The sequence below is a fragment of the Flavobacterium xueshanense genome (genome assembly GCF_900112975.1).
Taxonomy (GTDB): Bacteria; Bacteroidota; Bacteroidia; order Flavobacteriales; family Flavobacteriaceae; genus Flavobacterium; species Flavobacterium xueshanense.
Genome location: NZ_FONQ01000011.1, coordinates 16,015 through 33,581, shown reverse-complemented (window position 1 = coordinate 33,581; position 17,567 = coordinate 16,015). Strand labels below are relative to the sequence as shown.

The window sequence follows — 17,567 nt, the reverse complement described above, 5'->3', positions numbered from 1 at the left end:
ATTTTGTTTAAAAAAAGCGGCTATGCCAGCTATCAATAGCCGGAACTTCCCAAGATTCATTATATTCTTCTATATTATTAACTAAATTATTGAAAACTATAGTATTTTCAGTAACAGCTTTATCTTTCACCATTTTCTTGAAATCAATCAATGGCTTGTGTGCAATATGCTCCCCAAGTTTGAAAGTGACATTCATTTTATCCAATAAATCAACGGTATATTTTTGTTCCAGGCTTTGAATAAATTCTACTGAGGAATCAATCGAGCACCCTGTTGCAGCTTGAACATCTTGATTAACGGCAATAATTATAAATCGGTTGTATTTCAATTGATACGATGATTCTAAACTGGTACCATGCGCAGCCCAACTTTCCAGAAAGCTTTGTAAAGCAGTTTCTATTTCAGAAAATTCCGCATCCGAAAACTTTCTGTTCGATTGATAAATCCAGATTTTAGATTCTTCGGGTAAATTTTCAAAAGGAACGTACATCTTAAGTATGAGTTATGAGTTATAAATTTTGATTTAGAAAATCAAAATTCGTAATTTTTAATTGATTATAAATCTTGAGCATTGGCGATCAATTCCGCAATATCCATGACTTTCACTTCGCCTTCCTTTTCTTTATTTTTAATACCGTCAGTCATCATAGTGTTACAAAAAGGACAACCCGCGGCAATTATTTCTGGTTTTGTTTCTAATGCGTCTTCGGTTCTTTCAACGTTGATTTCCTTGTTCCCTGGCTCAGCATCTTTAAACATTTGTGCACCACCGGCACCACAGCACAAACCGTTTGCTTTGGAACGTTTCATTTCCACTAATTCAGCATCCAACTTTAGAATCAAATCTCTAGGTGCTTCATAGACATTATTGGCTCTGCCTAAATAACAAGGATCGTGAAAAGTAATTCGCTTTCCTTTGAATTGTCCTCCTTCAATAGTCAATCTTCCATCATCTAACAACGATTTTAGAAATTCCGTATGGTGAACTACTTCATATTTCCCGCCTAATTCCGGATATTCATTTTTTAAAGTATTGAAACAATGCGGACAAGCTGTAACAATTTTTTTTGCCTCGTATGCATTCAAAACCTCAATATTCATCATGGCCTGCATTTGAAATAAAAACTCATTTCCAGCTCTTTTTGCAGGATCACCGGTACAACTTTCTTCAGTCCCTAAAACGGCAAAAGAAACGTTGGCACGATTCAAAATACGAACAAATGCCTTAGTTATTTTCTTTGCTCTATCGTCAAAACTTCCTGCACAACCTACCCAAAATAAAACTTCTGGCTGTTTCCCTTGAGCTAACATTTCGGCCATTGTTGGCACTATTAAATTCTCTGACATACTATTTGTGATTCGGTTATTCGTTAATTTGATTATTCGAGCAAACGGAAAATTGTTATTTCACTTTACTAAATGAAATTTAAACAAATAAACAATTATTCATTTTTCCAATTCAATCGATCTTGTTGATTGTATTGCCAAGGTGCTCCATTATTTTCTATATTGGTCATCATGGCATTCAAAGGCATTGGAGCCGCACTTTTTTCCATAACTAAATAGCGACGCATATCCATAATGATAGAAAGCGGACTAATGTTTACAGGGCATTCCTCCACACAAGCATTACAGGAGGTACAAGCCCAAAGTTCTTCTGGTGTGATATAATCGTTTAATAATGTTTTGTTGTCCGGAATAAAAATACCTTTATTAGCATCTATATTTCTACCCACTTCTTCCATCCTATCTCTGGTATCCATCATGATTTTACGCGGAGACAATTTTTTACCTGTAATATTCGCCGGACAAGATGAAGTACAACGACCACATTCTGTACAAGTGTAAGCGTTCAATAATTGTACCCAGTTTAAATCCTGAATATCACTGGCGCCAAACTTGCTTGGAACCGCATTTTCATCCACTGGTGCTGCGGCGAAAGGATCAGCATTAGGATCCATCATTAACTTCACTTCTTTAGTGACTGACTCCAAATTATCAAATTGACCTTGAGGATTCAGATTTGCAAAATAGGTATTTGGAAAAGCTAACAGTATGTGTAGGTGTTTTGAAAAATAAAGGTAATTCATAAAAATCAAAATCCCCACAATGTGCAACCACCAAAATATTTCTGAAAGCAACATTACCAACTCATTTGACATTCCATTGAAAATGGGTTCAATAAATTGACTTACCGGAAAAAAACCTGCTTTTATAAAATGAGAAAAACCTCCAGATACATTTTGCAAATGCAAATCAGATGCATTCATCAATAAAAATAAAGTCATCAAAACTACCTCGAAATACAAGATATAATTTGCATCACTTTTTGGCCAACCTTTTAAGTCCGAACTTACAAATCTTTTTAATTTGATTGCATTTCTTCGGCTCCAAAAAGCAACAACAGCAACTAAAACTAAGAGTGCTAAAATTTCGAAAGAAGCAATCAGCACATCATACGTAGTTCCTAAAAAAGCAAAAACACGATGTGTACCAAAAAGTCCGTCAATTATAATTTCTAGTAATTCAATGTTTATAATTACAAAACCAACATAAACTATAATATGAAGCATTCCCGCAATAGGCCGTTTTACCATTTTTGACTGACCAAGAGCAATCATGGCCATATTGGTCCAGCGGGCTTTTGGATTGTCGGAACGATTTACATCAGTTCCAAGATTGATGTTTCGTCTGATTTTTTTAACACTTGTAAAAAAATATCCAAAACCAATTACCAGTAGAATGGCAAATAAAATATTGTCTAAGTAGCTCATATTTGCTATTTAATTTGATTAGATACAGAATCATTTACAGGACCCGTATACGGTTTATTTTTTTTTCCAAACACAGAAATGTTAACATATCTAGTTGGATAAAGTCTAATATCTTGCAATAATAATTCTAATTCTTTTGTAGAACTTCTAATGTTTTGGTAGAAAGCTTCATCGTTTAACAATTTGCCCATAGAACCTTTACCAGATTCCAAACCGCTCACAATACCATCGACTCTGGCTAAAGATGCATTCAAATTTCTGGCTGTTTTGCCTAAATCAGCTTTATCCAACGAATCTGAAATTTTAGAAAAATTTCCTGATATTTTATTAAAATTAGTAACCACTCCGTTTATTTGACTTTTATTGGTACTCAATAAATCGTTAACGCTCATGGATACTTTATGGAATTGCTCAACAGTCCTACTTAATTCAAACAATGTGAGTTTTAAATCCTGTTGCCCCTTTTGATCCAAAACATTGTTAAATCCTGAAATTAATTTTTCAGTACTTCCCAATAATTTTTCCAATTTCTCTTGAAGAGGTGCCAATTGGTCTCCTACTTTATCCGTTAGACCCATTTTTATACCACCTTGCAATTTCTGACCGTCAACAGCTAAGGTTTTATCATTGAAATTAGGGATAATCGCAATTTGTTTTCCTCCAATAAATCCTGGCTCATAAATAGAAGCGATACTGGATTTAGAAATTGGAAAATCAGTTTTTAATTGCAATTCAACTAACAATACGCCCGTATTTTCATTTATGGCAATACTACTCACCTTACCTATAACTAAACCGTTAAGGGTTACTGGCGCTGATGTTGCTAAACCTTCAACACTTTTATACTCTACAAAAAAAGTTTTGTAATTGGTAAAAAGATCTCTTCCTTTTAAAAAACTGTAGCCCCAAATAAATAATAAAATAGATGCAATTACTAAGATGGCAGTTTTAATTTCTCGTGTTATTTTCAAAATTTAAGTATTTTGTACAAATTTAATATAAAATATTTGACTTGTTATAATTATTTCACCGCTTCTTTAACACTAATGTTTTTTACGTGTCTAAATTCGATTATTTACGCAAAAGAATATCCTTTGGATTTAACCTCTTTCAAATCTTCTTTTGCACTATTATAATCTAATGTTGAACTATATGGATATTTGTAAAAATAACCATCATTTATCTCAAGAGCAACATTTTTTAATCCTCTAAAATTAGGTGGATTTAGTTTATTGTTTTTATTCCCGGCTTCAAATTGAACTTTGAAAACCACATCGGAATTTTGTCTTCTCAGCTCGCCTTTTTGGGCAGGTTGTTTTTCAACAATACGTTTTAATTTAGAGTTCTTTGAAGAATCTTTTATTCCATTTTCAGTTGTTTTTCTTGATGGTAGCTCATCAGAATTCCATTGGATTGTGTTCTAAAATATTCCTTTTTGTAAACAATAATAGCTGATGAAATAGCTGATGCCATATTGTTTTGTCCGTCTTTTCAATTGAGATAAAGTCCTTCTTCGTTATTAGATAAAAAACACATTCAATCAAGACACTGGACATATAAGCAGCATCCAAAACCCATAATGTAGTCTGCTTAAAACCCCTAGATTTTCGATGTAATTTATTTCTAAAATTATTTTCAATTTTTGCAGCCATATTTATACTTTTATCCAAATAATCTTCTTGTAGGATTTTTAAACCTCTCAAAGTTTCAGGATTTTTTGGGTCAAATCCTTTGTAGGTTTGATTGTAATGTTTTTCGAGTTGTAGTACTGATTTTTCTCATTTAACAATTTCTAAGTTTCCTTTACTTCTTGCCAAACACACTACAAAAGTTTCTGTGTCGCAGGAAACTGAATTTTTATTGAATTACAATGTACAGAAACAAATAAATTAGAATCGATAGAATTTGCTTTTTTAGGTCTGTCTTTTAATTCTCTAAAAACATCTGATTTTCTGGTGTAAACCACTTTAATATCATTGTCTTTAGACAGATATTTTTCTAATGTTAACGTCGTTTTTAATGCAATTTCCTTTTTGACAAAACCATGATACAAATTACCGGGCTCTCTACCTTCATGAACTGCATCTAAAATAACAGTAATTTTTTGATTAGATTTAGAAAAAGTATTCCATCAAAATAATAAAAATGAAGCAATAATAGTGGTTTTTAATTTTTTGGAAATATTCAAAATATGAGTTTTTTTTTAATTTAATAGCAAACGGATGTCTTAATACTATTTAATAACGTCTTGAATATTGATTTTCGTTCCATTTTTAAATGCTATCAAAAATGCAGAATTATAACCTTTTTCTTTTGCCTCTCTTAATTGCTTTTTTGCTTCATCATAATCAGCGGTTTCTCCATACATATATTTGTAAACTCTATTTTCATAAGCTACAGAAATATTTTTAAGTCCATTAAAATTTTTTGGAAGTAATTCTAATCTTTTACTACTGGCTGAAAGTTGCACTTTGAAAACAGGTTTAGAATTCTCAACCACTTTTTTTGACTGAATTGATTCTGCTGATTGAGAAATCATCTTTGGTTTCGCAGGAATAACAGTATCACGTAATGGTTTTTCATTAATTTTTTGGGAAGGTCTTTCCTCAAAAAGCTCCACTTCGCCACTGCCATAATATTCTTTTTTATAACTGATGACAGCATCGGCAATCGCTTTAGCAATTTCGTCTTGGCCTTCTTCGGTATTTAATTTATTCCCTTCGATTGTATTAGATATAAAACCCATTTCTATCAGCACTCTGGGCATATATGCTTTGTGAAGTACCATAAACGGAGCTTGTTTCACTCCGCCTCCTCTTATTTTTTTACCCAAGTCTTCAAAAGCATCTTCTACTTTACTGGCCAGCGAAATACTGTTATCCAAATATTCTTCCTGCATCAGCGTCATTCCAATCATCGTTTCCGGAGAGTTAGGATCAAATCCTTCGTATTTTTGTTTGTAATCTTTCTCCAAAGTAATTACGGAGTTCTCTTTTTTGGCCGCTTCTAAGTTTGAAGCCACTTTGCTCAAACCCATTACATAGGTTTCGGTTCCATCTGCAGCAGTATTTCTGTTGGCATTGCAATGAATGGAAACAAAAATATTTGCGTTAAATCTGTTGGCGATATTAGCTCTTTCAATTAAATCTATAAATACATCTGTTTTTCGAGTGTAATTGACTTCCATTTGTGGTGTTGCCGCAAGTATTTTTCCAACTTTCAAAACTACAGCTAAAGCAATATTCTTTTCTATACGTCCTTCATAAACAGCACCAAAATCATGTGCGCCGTGGCCCGCATCTAAAGTTACCTTAAAGTTATTGGACTGACTGTATCCAGCCAATGAATTGAGCATCAAAATAAAAGTTACAATTATTTTAATTTTACTTGTACTACGCATAAAGCTATAAGTTAATTTAATTAAAAGACTACCGCTATAAAATTATTTATTTGCCTATTTTTGACAAATAATAATATGTAAGTTTGACATGTCAAAAAACAGGCCATAATTTTACAAAAATAGCATTTAAACCTTTGCATACAAACTTATTTAATATCGTTTTATTATCAATTTTCCTTTCTCTGGGTTCTGGTAAATTATATTCTCAAGATATAACAAAAAAAAAGGCTGCGGTATCCGTTAAGAGTCAAACAGATAGCGCTAAACCAAACTTAAACAGAGTCAAAACTCCCGTCTTAACGGTTGAAAAAGAAACTGACACCATCAAAATGGACAGTATTAAACCTAAAAAAGCATTTCTGGACGGGAAAGTAAGATACAAAGCAGATAATTATGCTAAAATTGACCAGAATAAAAAAATTATTACTCTTTACGACCAAGCGGAATTATACTATCAGGACGTTGAACTGAAGGCTGGCATAATTGTCATGGATTATGAAAAAAATGAAGTCTATGCCGGACGTATCAAGGATTCAACGGGCACTTATACTCAATATCCAAATTTCAAGCAAGGTGCAAATGTAATTGAACCTGACTCTATTCGTTTTAATTTTAAAACGAAAAAGGCTTTGATTTGGAATTCAAGATCCGATCAAGGAGAATTTAAAATAAAAGCGGCGATCACCAAAAAAGAAAATGATTCAGTTTATTTCTTAAAAGGAGCTCGTTTTACTACTTCAAAAGACGTAGATAATCCCGAATATTATTTTCAGACTAACAAAGTAAAATTTATTCCCGGTAAAAAAGTAGTGACCGGATTAACTAATATGGTTATCGCTAACGTGCCAACGCCGATAGCTTTACCGTTTGCTTTTTTTCCAATGAGTAAAGAAACCAGCATCTCCGGTTTGATATTACCCAGCTATAACGATTCCAATAACAGAGGATTTTCACTTCAAAATTTAGGTTATTATTTTGCGCTGAGCGATAATTATGATTTAACCGTTTTGGGGGATTATTACACCAATGGGAGTTATGGATTGCGTTTTGAATCCAGTTATGCTAAACGGTATTCGTATAGAGGAAACCTAAACGTTCGATTTGAAAATTTAATAAGCAGCGAAAGAGGTTATCCGGATTATTTAAAACAAAACATTTATAACATCCAATGGTCACATTCCAAAGACTCTAAATCAAATCCGAATTCCAGTTTTTCAGCATCCGTGAATCTTGGAAGCAGTAAATATTTCCAGCAATCCATCAATCAGGTGAATATTGGTTCAAATCTTAATAACACATTAAGCTCATCGGTTTCGTATTCTAAGACATTCACTTCCGTGCCGCAAGTTAGAATGTCGCTGACGGCAACTCACTCACAAAATACACAAACTGAGGAAATCAACATGACTTTGCCAACTTTACAATTGAGCGTTGACCGGATTTATCCATTTGTTGGGAAAGACGGAGTTAAAAAAGGATTTTTCAAGAACATCAACTTACAATATAATTTAAACGGAAGAAACAGCATTGTTACCTCTGATTCTTTATTTTTCAAACCGCAAATGTTCAGAGATGCAAAAGTTGGTTTCCAACATAGCATTCCATTAAGTACCAATTTTAAAATATTCAAATATTTCAGTGCTTCATCATCTATGAATTATGAGGAAATTTGGTATACGAAAACAATCGAAAGAAGTTATGATGTTGACCAAAGCAAAGTAGTTGATAAAACCATTAACGGATTTGACGCTTTTAGAACCTATTCCTTCTCCTCTAGCGTAGGAACAACTATTTATGGAACTTTTAATTTTGGTGATGATAAAAAAATAAAATCGATAAGACACGTCATGAGGCCTTCTGCATCATACGGTTACACGCCTAGTTTCGAAAAATATTATGATACATACGCAGCTGACGCCAGCGGATCGATGATTAAACAATATTCCCGATTTGAAAATGGAATTTTTGGTGCTCCGGGTTTAAATAATTCCAATACGTTAGGCTTTCTTTTGAGTAATACTTTTGAAGCCAAAGTAACCGATAAGGACAGTACGAAAGTAGAGCCTAAAAAAATAATGCTGCTTAATAATTTAAACCTTTCCACTTCCTATAATCTGGATGCGGACGGTGTCACTACTCTTGCGTTTTCTCCTATTAGAGTTAGCGGTGGGACAACATTGTTGGATAATAAAATGAATGTCAATTTTGGAGCTACCTTAGATCCGTATGCGATTGACAATTCCGGAAACCGAATTAATGTTTTTAATATTGATAATGGCGGAAGTCTTTTTAGAATGACCAGTTCTAATATGACGTTAAATTATTCTATTTCGAGCCAAGGAAAAGACGACGATAAAAAAGATAAAAATGTTCAAAGTCAACGAAATGGTGGTCGTGAAGATGATTTATTTGGAACAAATACTGACTTAGGCGACAGCAGAAGAAGCCAGTTTGAAGATGAAGAAGAGACTGAAGACGAAGATAAAATTTCAGAGTTTTTCAACTCAAAATTACCGTGGGACATGACTTTTGCCTATTCATTAACGTACGGGAACAATAATAGAGAAAATAAAATCATAGGCAATTCGATTATGATATCTGCTAATGCGGACATAACTCCAAAATGGAAAGCGGGGGTTTCTACCGGTTACGATTTTGTTCAAAAAGGGGTAACTTTCACACAACTTCGTTTTGAAAGAGATTTGTTAAGCTGGAGAATGGATTTTAACTGGTCTCCTTTTGGTACCAATGCCAACTGGGGTTTCTTCATTGGAATAAAATCTGGTGTATTGAGCGACATCAAATGGGACAAAAGAAGCACCATTAACCGATAATTCTAAATATTAAATAATAATTTCCTACCTTATTAGTTCTAAAAAAAACTCCTTCATATGAAAAAGATAATTTTCACAGAAAATGCTCCAGCACCAATAGGACCATACAATCAAGCGGTTCTTTATGGAAATACACTTTATACTTCGGGACAGATTGCTATTAATCCCACAACGGGAGAATTAGTTACAACTACTATTGAAACCGAAACGAAACAAGTGATGCAAAACATGAAAGCGGTACTAGAAGCAGCTGGAATGACATTTGATAATGTGGTAAAAACAACAATCTTTATAATGGATATGAACGATTTTGCCAAAATAAACACTGTTTACGGTTCTTATTTTAATGAAACAATTGCTCCGGCGCGAGAAACGGTTCAAGTTGCTTGTTTGCCAAAAAACGTAAATGTCGAAATTTCGATGATCGCAATTCTGTAGCAAACAATATTCGTCATTACAATATAAAAGTAAAAGCTACTTTTTTTTCCATAAAAAAAATCACTGCTAATTTACTTGCTTAAAGTAAACTGGTAGTGATTTTTAATTTAAAGTAAGCTTTAAAAAACTATTTATTGGCAATATGATAAGCAATCAAACCGTCAATAGGTCTTCTTAAAACATTCCCTAATTGTAATTCGTATTTTTCGAATGTTTCTTGTAGTTCTTCTTTTAGATAAAAAGCAATAGAACCTACAAAATGTACAGGAACCTCTTTACAATTATCGTATTGTTTGATATAATTTTTTACAAAAGATTTCATTCCTTTGAAAATAATTTTTCTGCAAAACTCTGTTTCTTTATGTTGAATCAAGAACTTGGCAAAAGTTGCTAAATAAGCATTTGGATTTGGTTCTTTATACAATTTGCTTTTAATAGCATCCGGATCTAAATCGTATTGTTTTTCAAATTCAACGGCCAGTTCTTTTGGCATTTTATTAAAATAATACTTTCTGATTAATTCTTTTCCAAAAACATTTCCACTGCAATCATCCATGGCGATGTAACCTAAAGATTGTACTTTTTGGTGCAACTCTTTACCGTCAAAATAGCTACAGTTTGATCCTGTTCCTAAAATGGATACAATTGCTTTCTCACCTTTTGGAGTTGTTGCATAAACTGCTGCATACGTATCTTCTTTCACGTCAATAATCGCATTAGGAAAATACGTTTGAAAAACTTGTGAAAGTGTAATTTTCATTCTATCGGTACCACAACCTGCTCCATAAAAAAATAAATGGGTTGCATTTTTTTTATTTTGTAAAATATCAAAACGATCGTTTAGACGTTCAATAATTTCATCTGCTTCAAGAACTTCAGGATTTAATCCTAAAGTTTGTGTTGTAAATAATACTTTGCCATTGTCATCTATTGAAATCCAATCAGCTTTTGTAGAACCACTGTCAACTATTAATCTCATCTTTTTTTGGTTTTTTGGTTTCGGGGTTAACTGAATTTAAATGGAGTTTAACAGAAAACATCTATTTTAAAAAAGTAACAAAAAATAAGATCCCGTTAAAACAAAGATAACGGGATCTGTAAATGTAAAAAATTATTTTAAACCTGCAATGTGCACAGATAAATCAATTAATTTGCTGGAATACCCATATTCATTGTCATACCAAGAGATGATTTTGAAAAAAGTAGAGTTCAAACCAATTCCAGCATGAACATCAACAATTGAAGTTCTTGAATCAGAAATAAAGTCTTGAGATACAACTAAATCTTCAGTATATCCTAAAATACCTTTCATTGTAGTTTCAGAAGCATTTTTCAAAACTGCCATAATTTCTTCATAAGAAGTTTCTTTCGCCACTTTTACAGTTAAATCGACTACAGAAACGTCAGCTGTAGGAACACGCATTGACATACCTGTTAATTTTCCGTTCAATGATGGTATCACTTTTCCTACTGCTTTTGCAGCACCAGTTGATGATGGAATAATATTTAAGTTTGCTGCACGCCCACCTCTCCAGTCCTTTTTAGAAGGACCATCAGTAGTCATTTGCGTTGAAGTTGTTGCGTGAACAGTGGTCATTAAAGCTTCAACAATTTCAAAATTATCGTGAATAACTTTTGCCAAAGGAGCTAAACAGTTTGTTGTACAAGAAGCATTAGAAACTACAATATCCGAAGCTTTTGCTGTTTCATGGTTTACTCCCATTACAAACATAGGCGCATCAGCAGAAGGAGCAGAAATAATTACTTTTTTAGCACCACCTTTGATGTGTTCGTTTGCAGTTTCGATAGTTGTAAAGAAACCAGTACATTCTGCAACTACATCAACATCAACTTCATTCCATTTTAAATCTGCTGGATTTTTTTCAGCTGTGATACGGATATTTCTTCCGTTTACAAAAAGTTGTCCTTCTTTTACTTCTACGGTTCCGTTGAAACGTCCGTGAACTGAATCATATTTTAATAAGTATGCCAAGTGATCTACATCTAATAAATCATTGATTGCTACTACTTCTACGTTATCTCTGTTGATAGATTCTCTGAAAACGATTCTTCCAATTCTACCAAATCCGTTTATTCCTAATTTTACTTTTGACATTTTACTTTAATTTTTTTGTTTATTTTATATTAACTCAATATAAAGTCTAATTTCCTCACAATAAACTTTAACCATTTATGTAGACATAATGTCTGAAACTCTTAATAATTCTCTGTCAATTTCCGTTTTTCCTTTGATTGCTTGTTCCAAAGGAGTTAACGTTACTTTATCATTTTGCAATCCAACCATATAATTTGATTTTCCTTCTATCAATGACTCAACGGCTTTCACACCTAATCTACTGGCTAAAACTCGATCAAAACAGGAAGGTGAACCGCCACGTTGCATGTGACCTAAAACCGAAACTCGCACGTCATATTCAGGCAAATTCGCTTCTACATAATCTTTCAATTCGAATACATTTTTACCTATTTTATCGCCTTCCGCTATGACTACTATGCTGGATGATTTACCAGAAGCCTTACTCTTTTGTAAAGATTCTAATAATCGGTCTAAACCTAAATTTTCTTCAGGGATTAGGATTTCCTCTGCTCCTGCTCCAATACCTGCATTTAATGCAATATGACCGGCATCTCTACCCATAACCTCTACAAAGAACAATCTGTTGTGCGAACTGGCAGTATCTCTAATTTTATCAATTACATCCACGACAGTATTCAATGCGGTATCGTACCCTAAAGTATGACTTGTTCCAAAAATATCATTGTCTATAGTTCCCGGAATTCCCATTACTGGAAAATTAAATTCAGTATTGAATAACAAACCACCGGTAAAAGTTCCGTCGCCTCCTATTACCACTAAAGCATCAATTCCTGCTTTAGTAAGGTTTTCGTATGCTTTTTTTCTTCCTTCTGGAGTTTTAAACTCTAAAGATCGAGCCGATTTTAAAATGGTCCCTCCTTTATTTACAATGTTGTTTACACTTCGAGGCCCCATTTCTTTAAAGTCACCTTCAATCATTCCCTGATACCCTCTGTAAATTCCTATACATTCTATGTTATGATAAGCACAAGTACGAACAACTGATCGAATTGCTGCGTTCATTCCCGGCGAGTCTCCGCCCGAAGTCAGAACACCAACTTTTTTTATTGTTTTTGGCATTATTTAAGTATTAAAGTGTAAAATTAACAAACATTAACCACTTTCAAGACTGTGTTTTCAATAAATTAGTATAACTATATGAATTCAAACGTTTTCGTTGATAAGTTTTTGGAAAACAAAAATAAATTGAGTTTTATTTAACAAAATTAAAAAATAAGCAACTTTTATTTAACAATTAACAATTTGGTTGTTTTTTAATTGTTAAAAAAGTGCATTCACTGTATTATTTCTGGATACTAAATCAGGTAAAGAACAACAGGAAACAACATAATAAAAAAAGCTTTGGAATAAAATTAATTCCAAAGCTTTTTTCTAAATAAACCTTTTTCTAAATGCCTTTAGGTAAACAAAATTGTAAAGACTTAATTATAATAAGTATTGTAATTAGTTTTCTTCAGGAGGTAATCCTTCCTGATTTTTTTTGATTTTTTCAGTATTTGTTTTTTTTGATTTAGAAAAATTAATATACGCCGGAGATAAATTCGAATCTTGATCTTCAGAAACACGAGCGGGAAGATCATCAAATTTAAGATTTTTGAAAATCTTATTGACAAACTCTTTAAAAGTTTCAAAATCAACCTCGTATGAAACCCCTAAACCTTGTGTATATCCAATTCCTTGACCAACGTAATTAATGTCATTTTCTTTATTAAACAGGCGTAAATTAAGTGTTCCGTCCGCGTTCACTCTATATAAAACTTCAACATCGCCCACAATAGCCGATTCATTTATCCCTCCAAAAGGAACTCCCAGCTTACCATTAATAGTAACTCTTTCATTAATTTTTGACGAAATTGTGGCAATAAATCGTCCATCAGTTTCTTTTCCTATTCTTCTATCAGCGCCAATAAAATTAAGTCCTACTTTAAATTTCTCATCATCTGATTGAATGATTCCACCTAAAATACTCGAAGCAGTTTCAAATAAACTTCCGGAAAAATCAGACTGACTAACTCCTTCCGGACTTAAAAATCCACCAGAAGAGAGCAAATATAATGCCTGCGTTTGACGAACATCTTTATCATTTAATTTATATTGAATTTCCGATTTTAATACATTACTGACGGTTGGGAATTCAATATTAAAATCAGGTTCCGGACTAGTCAAATCGCCTCGAAGGCCTATCACAACTTCAACTGGGACTTTAGTATTAAAAGAAGAATTATCTAATAAAACCGCTGGATTTGCCGATGTTTTGTATATCGCTTCTAGGTTGAGCTGCGCTTTCATAGGGTTACCTTCCCATGTGATTGAACCTCCTTTTTTAACCTCAAATTTCTTATCAATAAGTCCACCGTATTTGAAATTATAAGTTCCTTCATACGCCTGGAAATCACCCCACATGTTGAATCGTCCTAAAGTGTTGATTTTAAACAATAACGATCCAAACCCTTTTCCTTTCATTCCGTGACCAGTATTTCGATCCAAAATAACCTCCACTTCGGCATCCGGTGTAATATCAAAATCAAATTCTAATTCCAGTCCGTTATAATTCCTTGCATTTCCAACGATACCATTCTTTACGTTATATTTTTCCTGAGCTGTGACAAAATGAATGAAGATATTATCACTCACACTCTCGGCATTATTAATTGGTATTTTAACAGCAGTTCCTTTCTCGGATTTAGCCTCTACTTTTATAAACAAGGCATTAGTTGGACCTTTAATTGTTGCTCTACCATCAATAAATGCAGTACCATAATAGGCTGCATCTTCGCTATCTTTAGTATCTAACGCTAATAATCTTTTTGAACTAATCGCTAAATCTAATTTCCAATCCGTAAAATTATTGTGTTCAATACTACCGTTTAAGTTTCCTACTGTTCCGTACTTTGTATCCTTCAACGTATTGTTTCTGAATAGAAATTTCTCATCTGTTAAATCAATAATGGTGTTGTCACTTAATTCATAATCAACATTTAGATACGGAATTGTAATACCTGCATTGTCTAAATAAAGTCGTCCGTTAATATTTGGTTTTTTAAGATTACCTTCAATGGTAGAATTCCCTGAAATAGAACCTCTAATATTAGACAATACTTCTCCACCAAGCGAGTTTAATGTGGCGATATTAAATTTGTCAAATTTAAGTTTCAAATCAAGAATAGTTTCTTTGTTAACGATTTCAAAACTTCCGTCAGCATTAAATGATTCTAGATTTTCATTTTCTAAATCCGAATTTATAGTAAACTTTCTCAGGCTTTCATCTCCTTCAATATCAAAATTCAAAGTCCCCAAATCGGTTTTATTCACGTTTAGCTTATCAATTATTATTGAAGCTGTAGGTTGATAAACGTCCTTATTTTGCTTGAAATTGACTTCTCCATTTATATTTCCATGTACGACAAACTTGTTATTGGCAGGCGTAATCTGATTTAAATCAACATCCTTAAAACTCAGCTTTATATCCTTAATGGTTGTGTCCTTAAAAATTCCATCTAACGAAATCGACTGATCTTCATGCGATAATATGATATTATCGATGTCAAAATTCTTAAATGATTTATCAAAAACAATCTGGTTGTCTGGTGTTTCAATTTCGTTTAAAAACCAAAGATAATCCTTGAATTTCACCTCCGATTTACTAATTCCTACCACATTGTTATTATCCTTATTTATAGTATGGTATAAATTCAGATTAAAATAATCCTCTGCGTTTGGACCTCCTTTAAATTCTGATCGAAAGAATAAGGTATCTTTCATCGTAACATTTATCAAACTAAAGTCACGTATTTTATAGTATTTTGTTTTGATGCTATCCAATTCTATAAAAGCATTATAAAGTGGATTTTTATTATCAACCGAAATTCTGATATTGTCAAATGTATTGCTGGAAGCCACAATTTGCGGAGAATTAAAGTTGAGTTTAAACTCCTGATTATCGGAACTGATATTTCCTTTGACAATAGTATTGGAACCAATTGAAATTTCCGGATAAAATATTTCAATAATTTTATTGTAAATAGAAAAATTAAATTTCAAAAACTGTCCTTTCTTTACCTTACTCGGTTTGAAATTGGTGTAAAGACTTCCCAGAGAATTCTTAACCAAATTCTCCAATTGATTAAATTCATATTTACCCACAATTTCACCCTGAACAATATCTGGCGAATTTACAGTTATCGTTCGAATTCTGTTATTATCAAAAGTTGAATTTATGGCAAAATCATCAAAATTATAAGTGTCTTTCGCATTTTGATAAGACGTTTTATTGATATACACATTTCCTTGAAAATTCTCAATATTATTTCCTGAAGCCTGAACCACAACATCTCCTCTAAATACAGAAACGGAATCTTTTATCAGTTTCAATTTATTCAAATCGGCATTTTCAACATTAATATGAAAATCGTAACGACTGTCTTTCTTGCTTAAATCCAATAAACCGTCAAAAATCATACTCAAATTGGGGTCATTAACAGAAATTTGACCTTTGTAATGAGGACTTTTAAGCGTACCGTCGACAACAATATTGGTGTAATTATAACTTTTATACTCTATTTGACTAATGTCTCCTTTGATAGCTGTGTTTAAATATTTTTGTTTAAAACCTTTTCCGTCCACATCAATATTCAAACTTACCCTGCCCAATGCTTTTTGATCTAATAAAGTCGCAATGTCAAAATTTTCTAGAATTACATTTCCTAAATAAGAAGCCTTATCAATTTCATTGATGTTTTGTATCTCTAAATTTGAAGTGACTCTTCCAAGTGCAGTAATCATAGAAAAATCAGCTTCTACGGCAGTGGTTGAAACAGTCGCAGTTCCCGATGCTGAAAATCGTCCTAATTTTTTTAATGAAGTAGGTAATTTAGTTCCCAGAATATTCGGCAGAATAACCACTAAATCTCCGTAAGTGGACGTTAACTTATCAAACTTAGCATACATGGAGAATTTTTGACCTTTTTTGGCAAACAGATTCTTAAAATTAATATCTCCGTTGATTTGTGTTTTGCGGTCATCAACTAACTCCAAGTTTTTAAATTTCAAGTCGTTTAGTGTACCTTTAATAATTGCCTTTGTGTAAAAATGTTGGTTTTTACCAATTTCTTTATAAAAATAACGAATATCATTTGATGCTACAGAAGCCGAATTCAATTGGATATCAAACAGTACTTTATCAGTAAAATTAGAAAAATCTTCAATTTTATAATTCAATAAAACAGTTCCAACCAGCGTTGATTCCTTGGTCAATAAATCAAGATTTTCAAGCTTTAAATTTTTCTTGGAATATGTGAATTTTGATTTCAAATTTTTAACATATAATCCGCGAAAGTCAAGAAAAGACATTTTATTTATATTGGTAGTCACGTCCGGACCATATATCAAAAAATCGGTTACGGAGGCATTCAGTTTCGTAAAATCTAAGTCTTTTGGATTTTCGCGATTTTGGTCCGTTACAATAAAACGTCCATTGTAAATTTGCAACTTATTTGCTTTGAGCAAGAATTTTCTAGTGGAAGTTTTACCGGTTTCAAAAGCTTTAATAAATTTATCAAGATTAGATTCTTTTTCGTTTTTATACGTTTTCAAATCTAAAAGCAATCCATGCAAATCTAATCCATCAAAAATCAAATCGCCATCAAGTAATTTTGTACTTTCTAAAATTGTGGTAGCAATTCTCTCTGAATAAATTAAAGTGTCTTGGTGATGATCACGAATCAAGACTTTCTTAAATTTCACGCCTCCAAAAACGGAAACGGCAACTCCGTCAATAGCAATATTAGTTCCAAAATCTTTATTGATGCTGTTCATGAAGTAGTGTGCAATTTTCGTCTGAACAACTGGCATAGTAAGCGCAATAGCAAGTACCAACAAAAGCAGGATTAGTCCCAGCAACAAGCGCAGCGCTATTTTTATAACTTTTTTGATACCTATTTACTATTTAATGTTCGAAAATTTGATTTTGCCATGAGAAACTGGGTGCTTTTGATAAAAATTTT

Annotated in this window: 13 protein-coding genes and 1 pseudogene; 2 read left to right on the top strand and 12 right to left on the bottom strand. The window is 32.7% G+C overall.

Annotated features, from left to right (window positions below):
- Window positions 1-7: 7 nt before the first annotated feature.
- The 8 genes and pseudogenes from BMZ76_RS10905 to BMZ76_RS10870 form a co-directional block, all read right to left on the bottom strand.
- Window positions 8-490 (bottom strand): ABC transporter ATPase, encoded by a 483-nt coding sequence (locus BMZ76_RS10905; protein ID WP_091206091.1) that lies wholly within the window; start codon window positions 488-490, stop codon window positions 8-10.
- Window positions 491-555: 65 nt separating this feature from the next.
- On the bottom strand, window positions 556-1,347 hold the full coding sequence (locus BMZ76_RS10900; RefSeq protein ID WP_091206088.1) for a (Fe-S)-binding protein: 792 nt from the start codon (window positions 1,345-1,347) through the stop codon (window positions 556-558).
- A gap of 95 nt (window positions 1,348-1,442) precedes the next feature.
- A complete protein-coding gene (locus tag BMZ76_RS10895; RefSeq protein ID WP_091206084.1) occupies window positions 1,443-2,774 on the bottom strand; it encodes a 4Fe-4S dicluster domain-containing protein in 1,332 nt (443 codons plus the stop codon).
- Between the two features lie 5 nt (window positions 2,775-2,779).
- Window positions 2,780-3,745 (bottom strand): MlaD family protein, encoded by a 966-nt coding sequence (locus BMZ76_RS10890; protein ID WP_091206081.1) that lies wholly within the window; start codon window positions 3,743-3,745, stop codon window positions 2,780-2,782.
- A 104-nt stretch (window positions 3,746-3,849) separates the two neighbouring features.
- Complete coding sequence (locus BMZ76_RS10885) at window positions 3,850-4,047, bottom strand: hypothetical protein (RefSeq protein ID WP_091206077.1); 198 nt, start codon at window positions 4,045-4,047, stop codon at window positions 3,850-3,852.
- Between the two features lie 265 nt (window positions 4,048-4,312).
- A pseudogene (locus BMZ76_RS16485) lies at window positions 4,313-4,480 on the bottom strand (N-acetylmuramoyl-L-alanine amidase); the annotation flags it as partial.
- A 116-nt stretch (window positions 4,481-4,596) separates the two neighbouring features.
- On the bottom strand, window positions 4,597-4,866 hold the full coding sequence (locus tag BMZ76_RS16310) for an N-acetylmuramoyl-L-alanine amidase family protein (protein ID WP_262987284.1): 270 nt from the start codon (window positions 4,864-4,866) through the stop codon (window positions 4,597-4,599).
- A gap of 141 nt (window positions 4,867-5,007) precedes the next feature.
- Entirely contained in the window at window positions 5,008-6,174 is a 1,167-nt protein-coding gene (locus BMZ76_RS10870) for an N-acetylmuramoyl-L-alanine amidase family protein (protein WP_091206066.1), read from the bottom strand.
- An 83-nt stretch (window positions 6,175-6,257) separates the two neighbouring features.
- Here BMZ76_RS10870 and BMZ76_RS10865 point away from each other — a divergent pair, with 83 nt between their 5' ends.
- Complete coding sequence (locus BMZ76_RS10865; protein WP_091206062.1) at window positions 6,258-9,008, top strand: putative LPS assembly protein LptD; 2,751 nt, start codon at window positions 6,258-6,260, stop codon at window positions 9,006-9,008.
- Window positions 9,009-9,065: 57 nt separating this feature from the next.
- Window positions 9,066-9,446 carry a RidA family protein gene (locus BMZ76_RS10860; RefSeq protein WP_091206058.1) on the top strand — a complete coding sequence of 127 codons (381 nt, stop codon included), beginning with the start codon at window positions 9,066-9,068 and terminating at the stop codon, window positions 9,444-9,446.
- A 127-nt stretch (window positions 9,447-9,573) separates the two neighbouring features.
- Here the strand turns inward: BMZ76_RS10860 and BMZ76_RS10855 are convergent, their stop codons facing one another.
- The 4 genes from BMZ76_RS10855 to BMZ76_RS10840 all read right to left on the bottom strand — a co-directional run bounded on the left by BMZ76_RS10855 (window position 9,574) and on the right by BMZ76_RS10840 (window position 17,379).
- Window positions 9,574-10,425 (bottom strand): N-acetylglucosamine kinase, encoded by an 852-nt coding sequence (locus BMZ76_RS10855; protein WP_091206056.1) that lies wholly within the window; start codon window positions 10,423-10,425, stop codon window positions 9,574-9,576.
- A 132-nt stretch (window positions 10,426-10,557) separates the two neighbouring features.
- Window positions 10,558-11,562: a type I glyceraldehyde-3-phosphate dehydrogenase gene (gap, locus tag BMZ76_RS10850; protein WP_091206053.1), complete on the bottom strand. Its 1,005-nt coding sequence runs from the start codon at window positions 11,560-11,562 to the stop codon at window positions 10,558-10,560.
- Between the two features lie 75 nt (window positions 11,563-11,637).
- Entirely contained in the window at window positions 11,638-12,624 is a 987-nt protein-coding gene (gene pfkA / locus BMZ76_RS10845) for a 6-phosphofructokinase (protein WP_091206050.1), read from the bottom strand.
- A gap of 384 nt (window positions 12,625-13,008) precedes the next feature.
- Window positions 13,009-17,379 (bottom strand): translocation/assembly module TamB domain-containing protein, encoded by a 4,371-nt coding sequence (locus BMZ76_RS10840; RefSeq protein ID WP_244281796.1) that lies wholly within the window; start codon window positions 17,377-17,379, stop codon window positions 13,009-13,011.
- Window positions 17,380-17,567 lie beyond the last annotated feature (188 nt).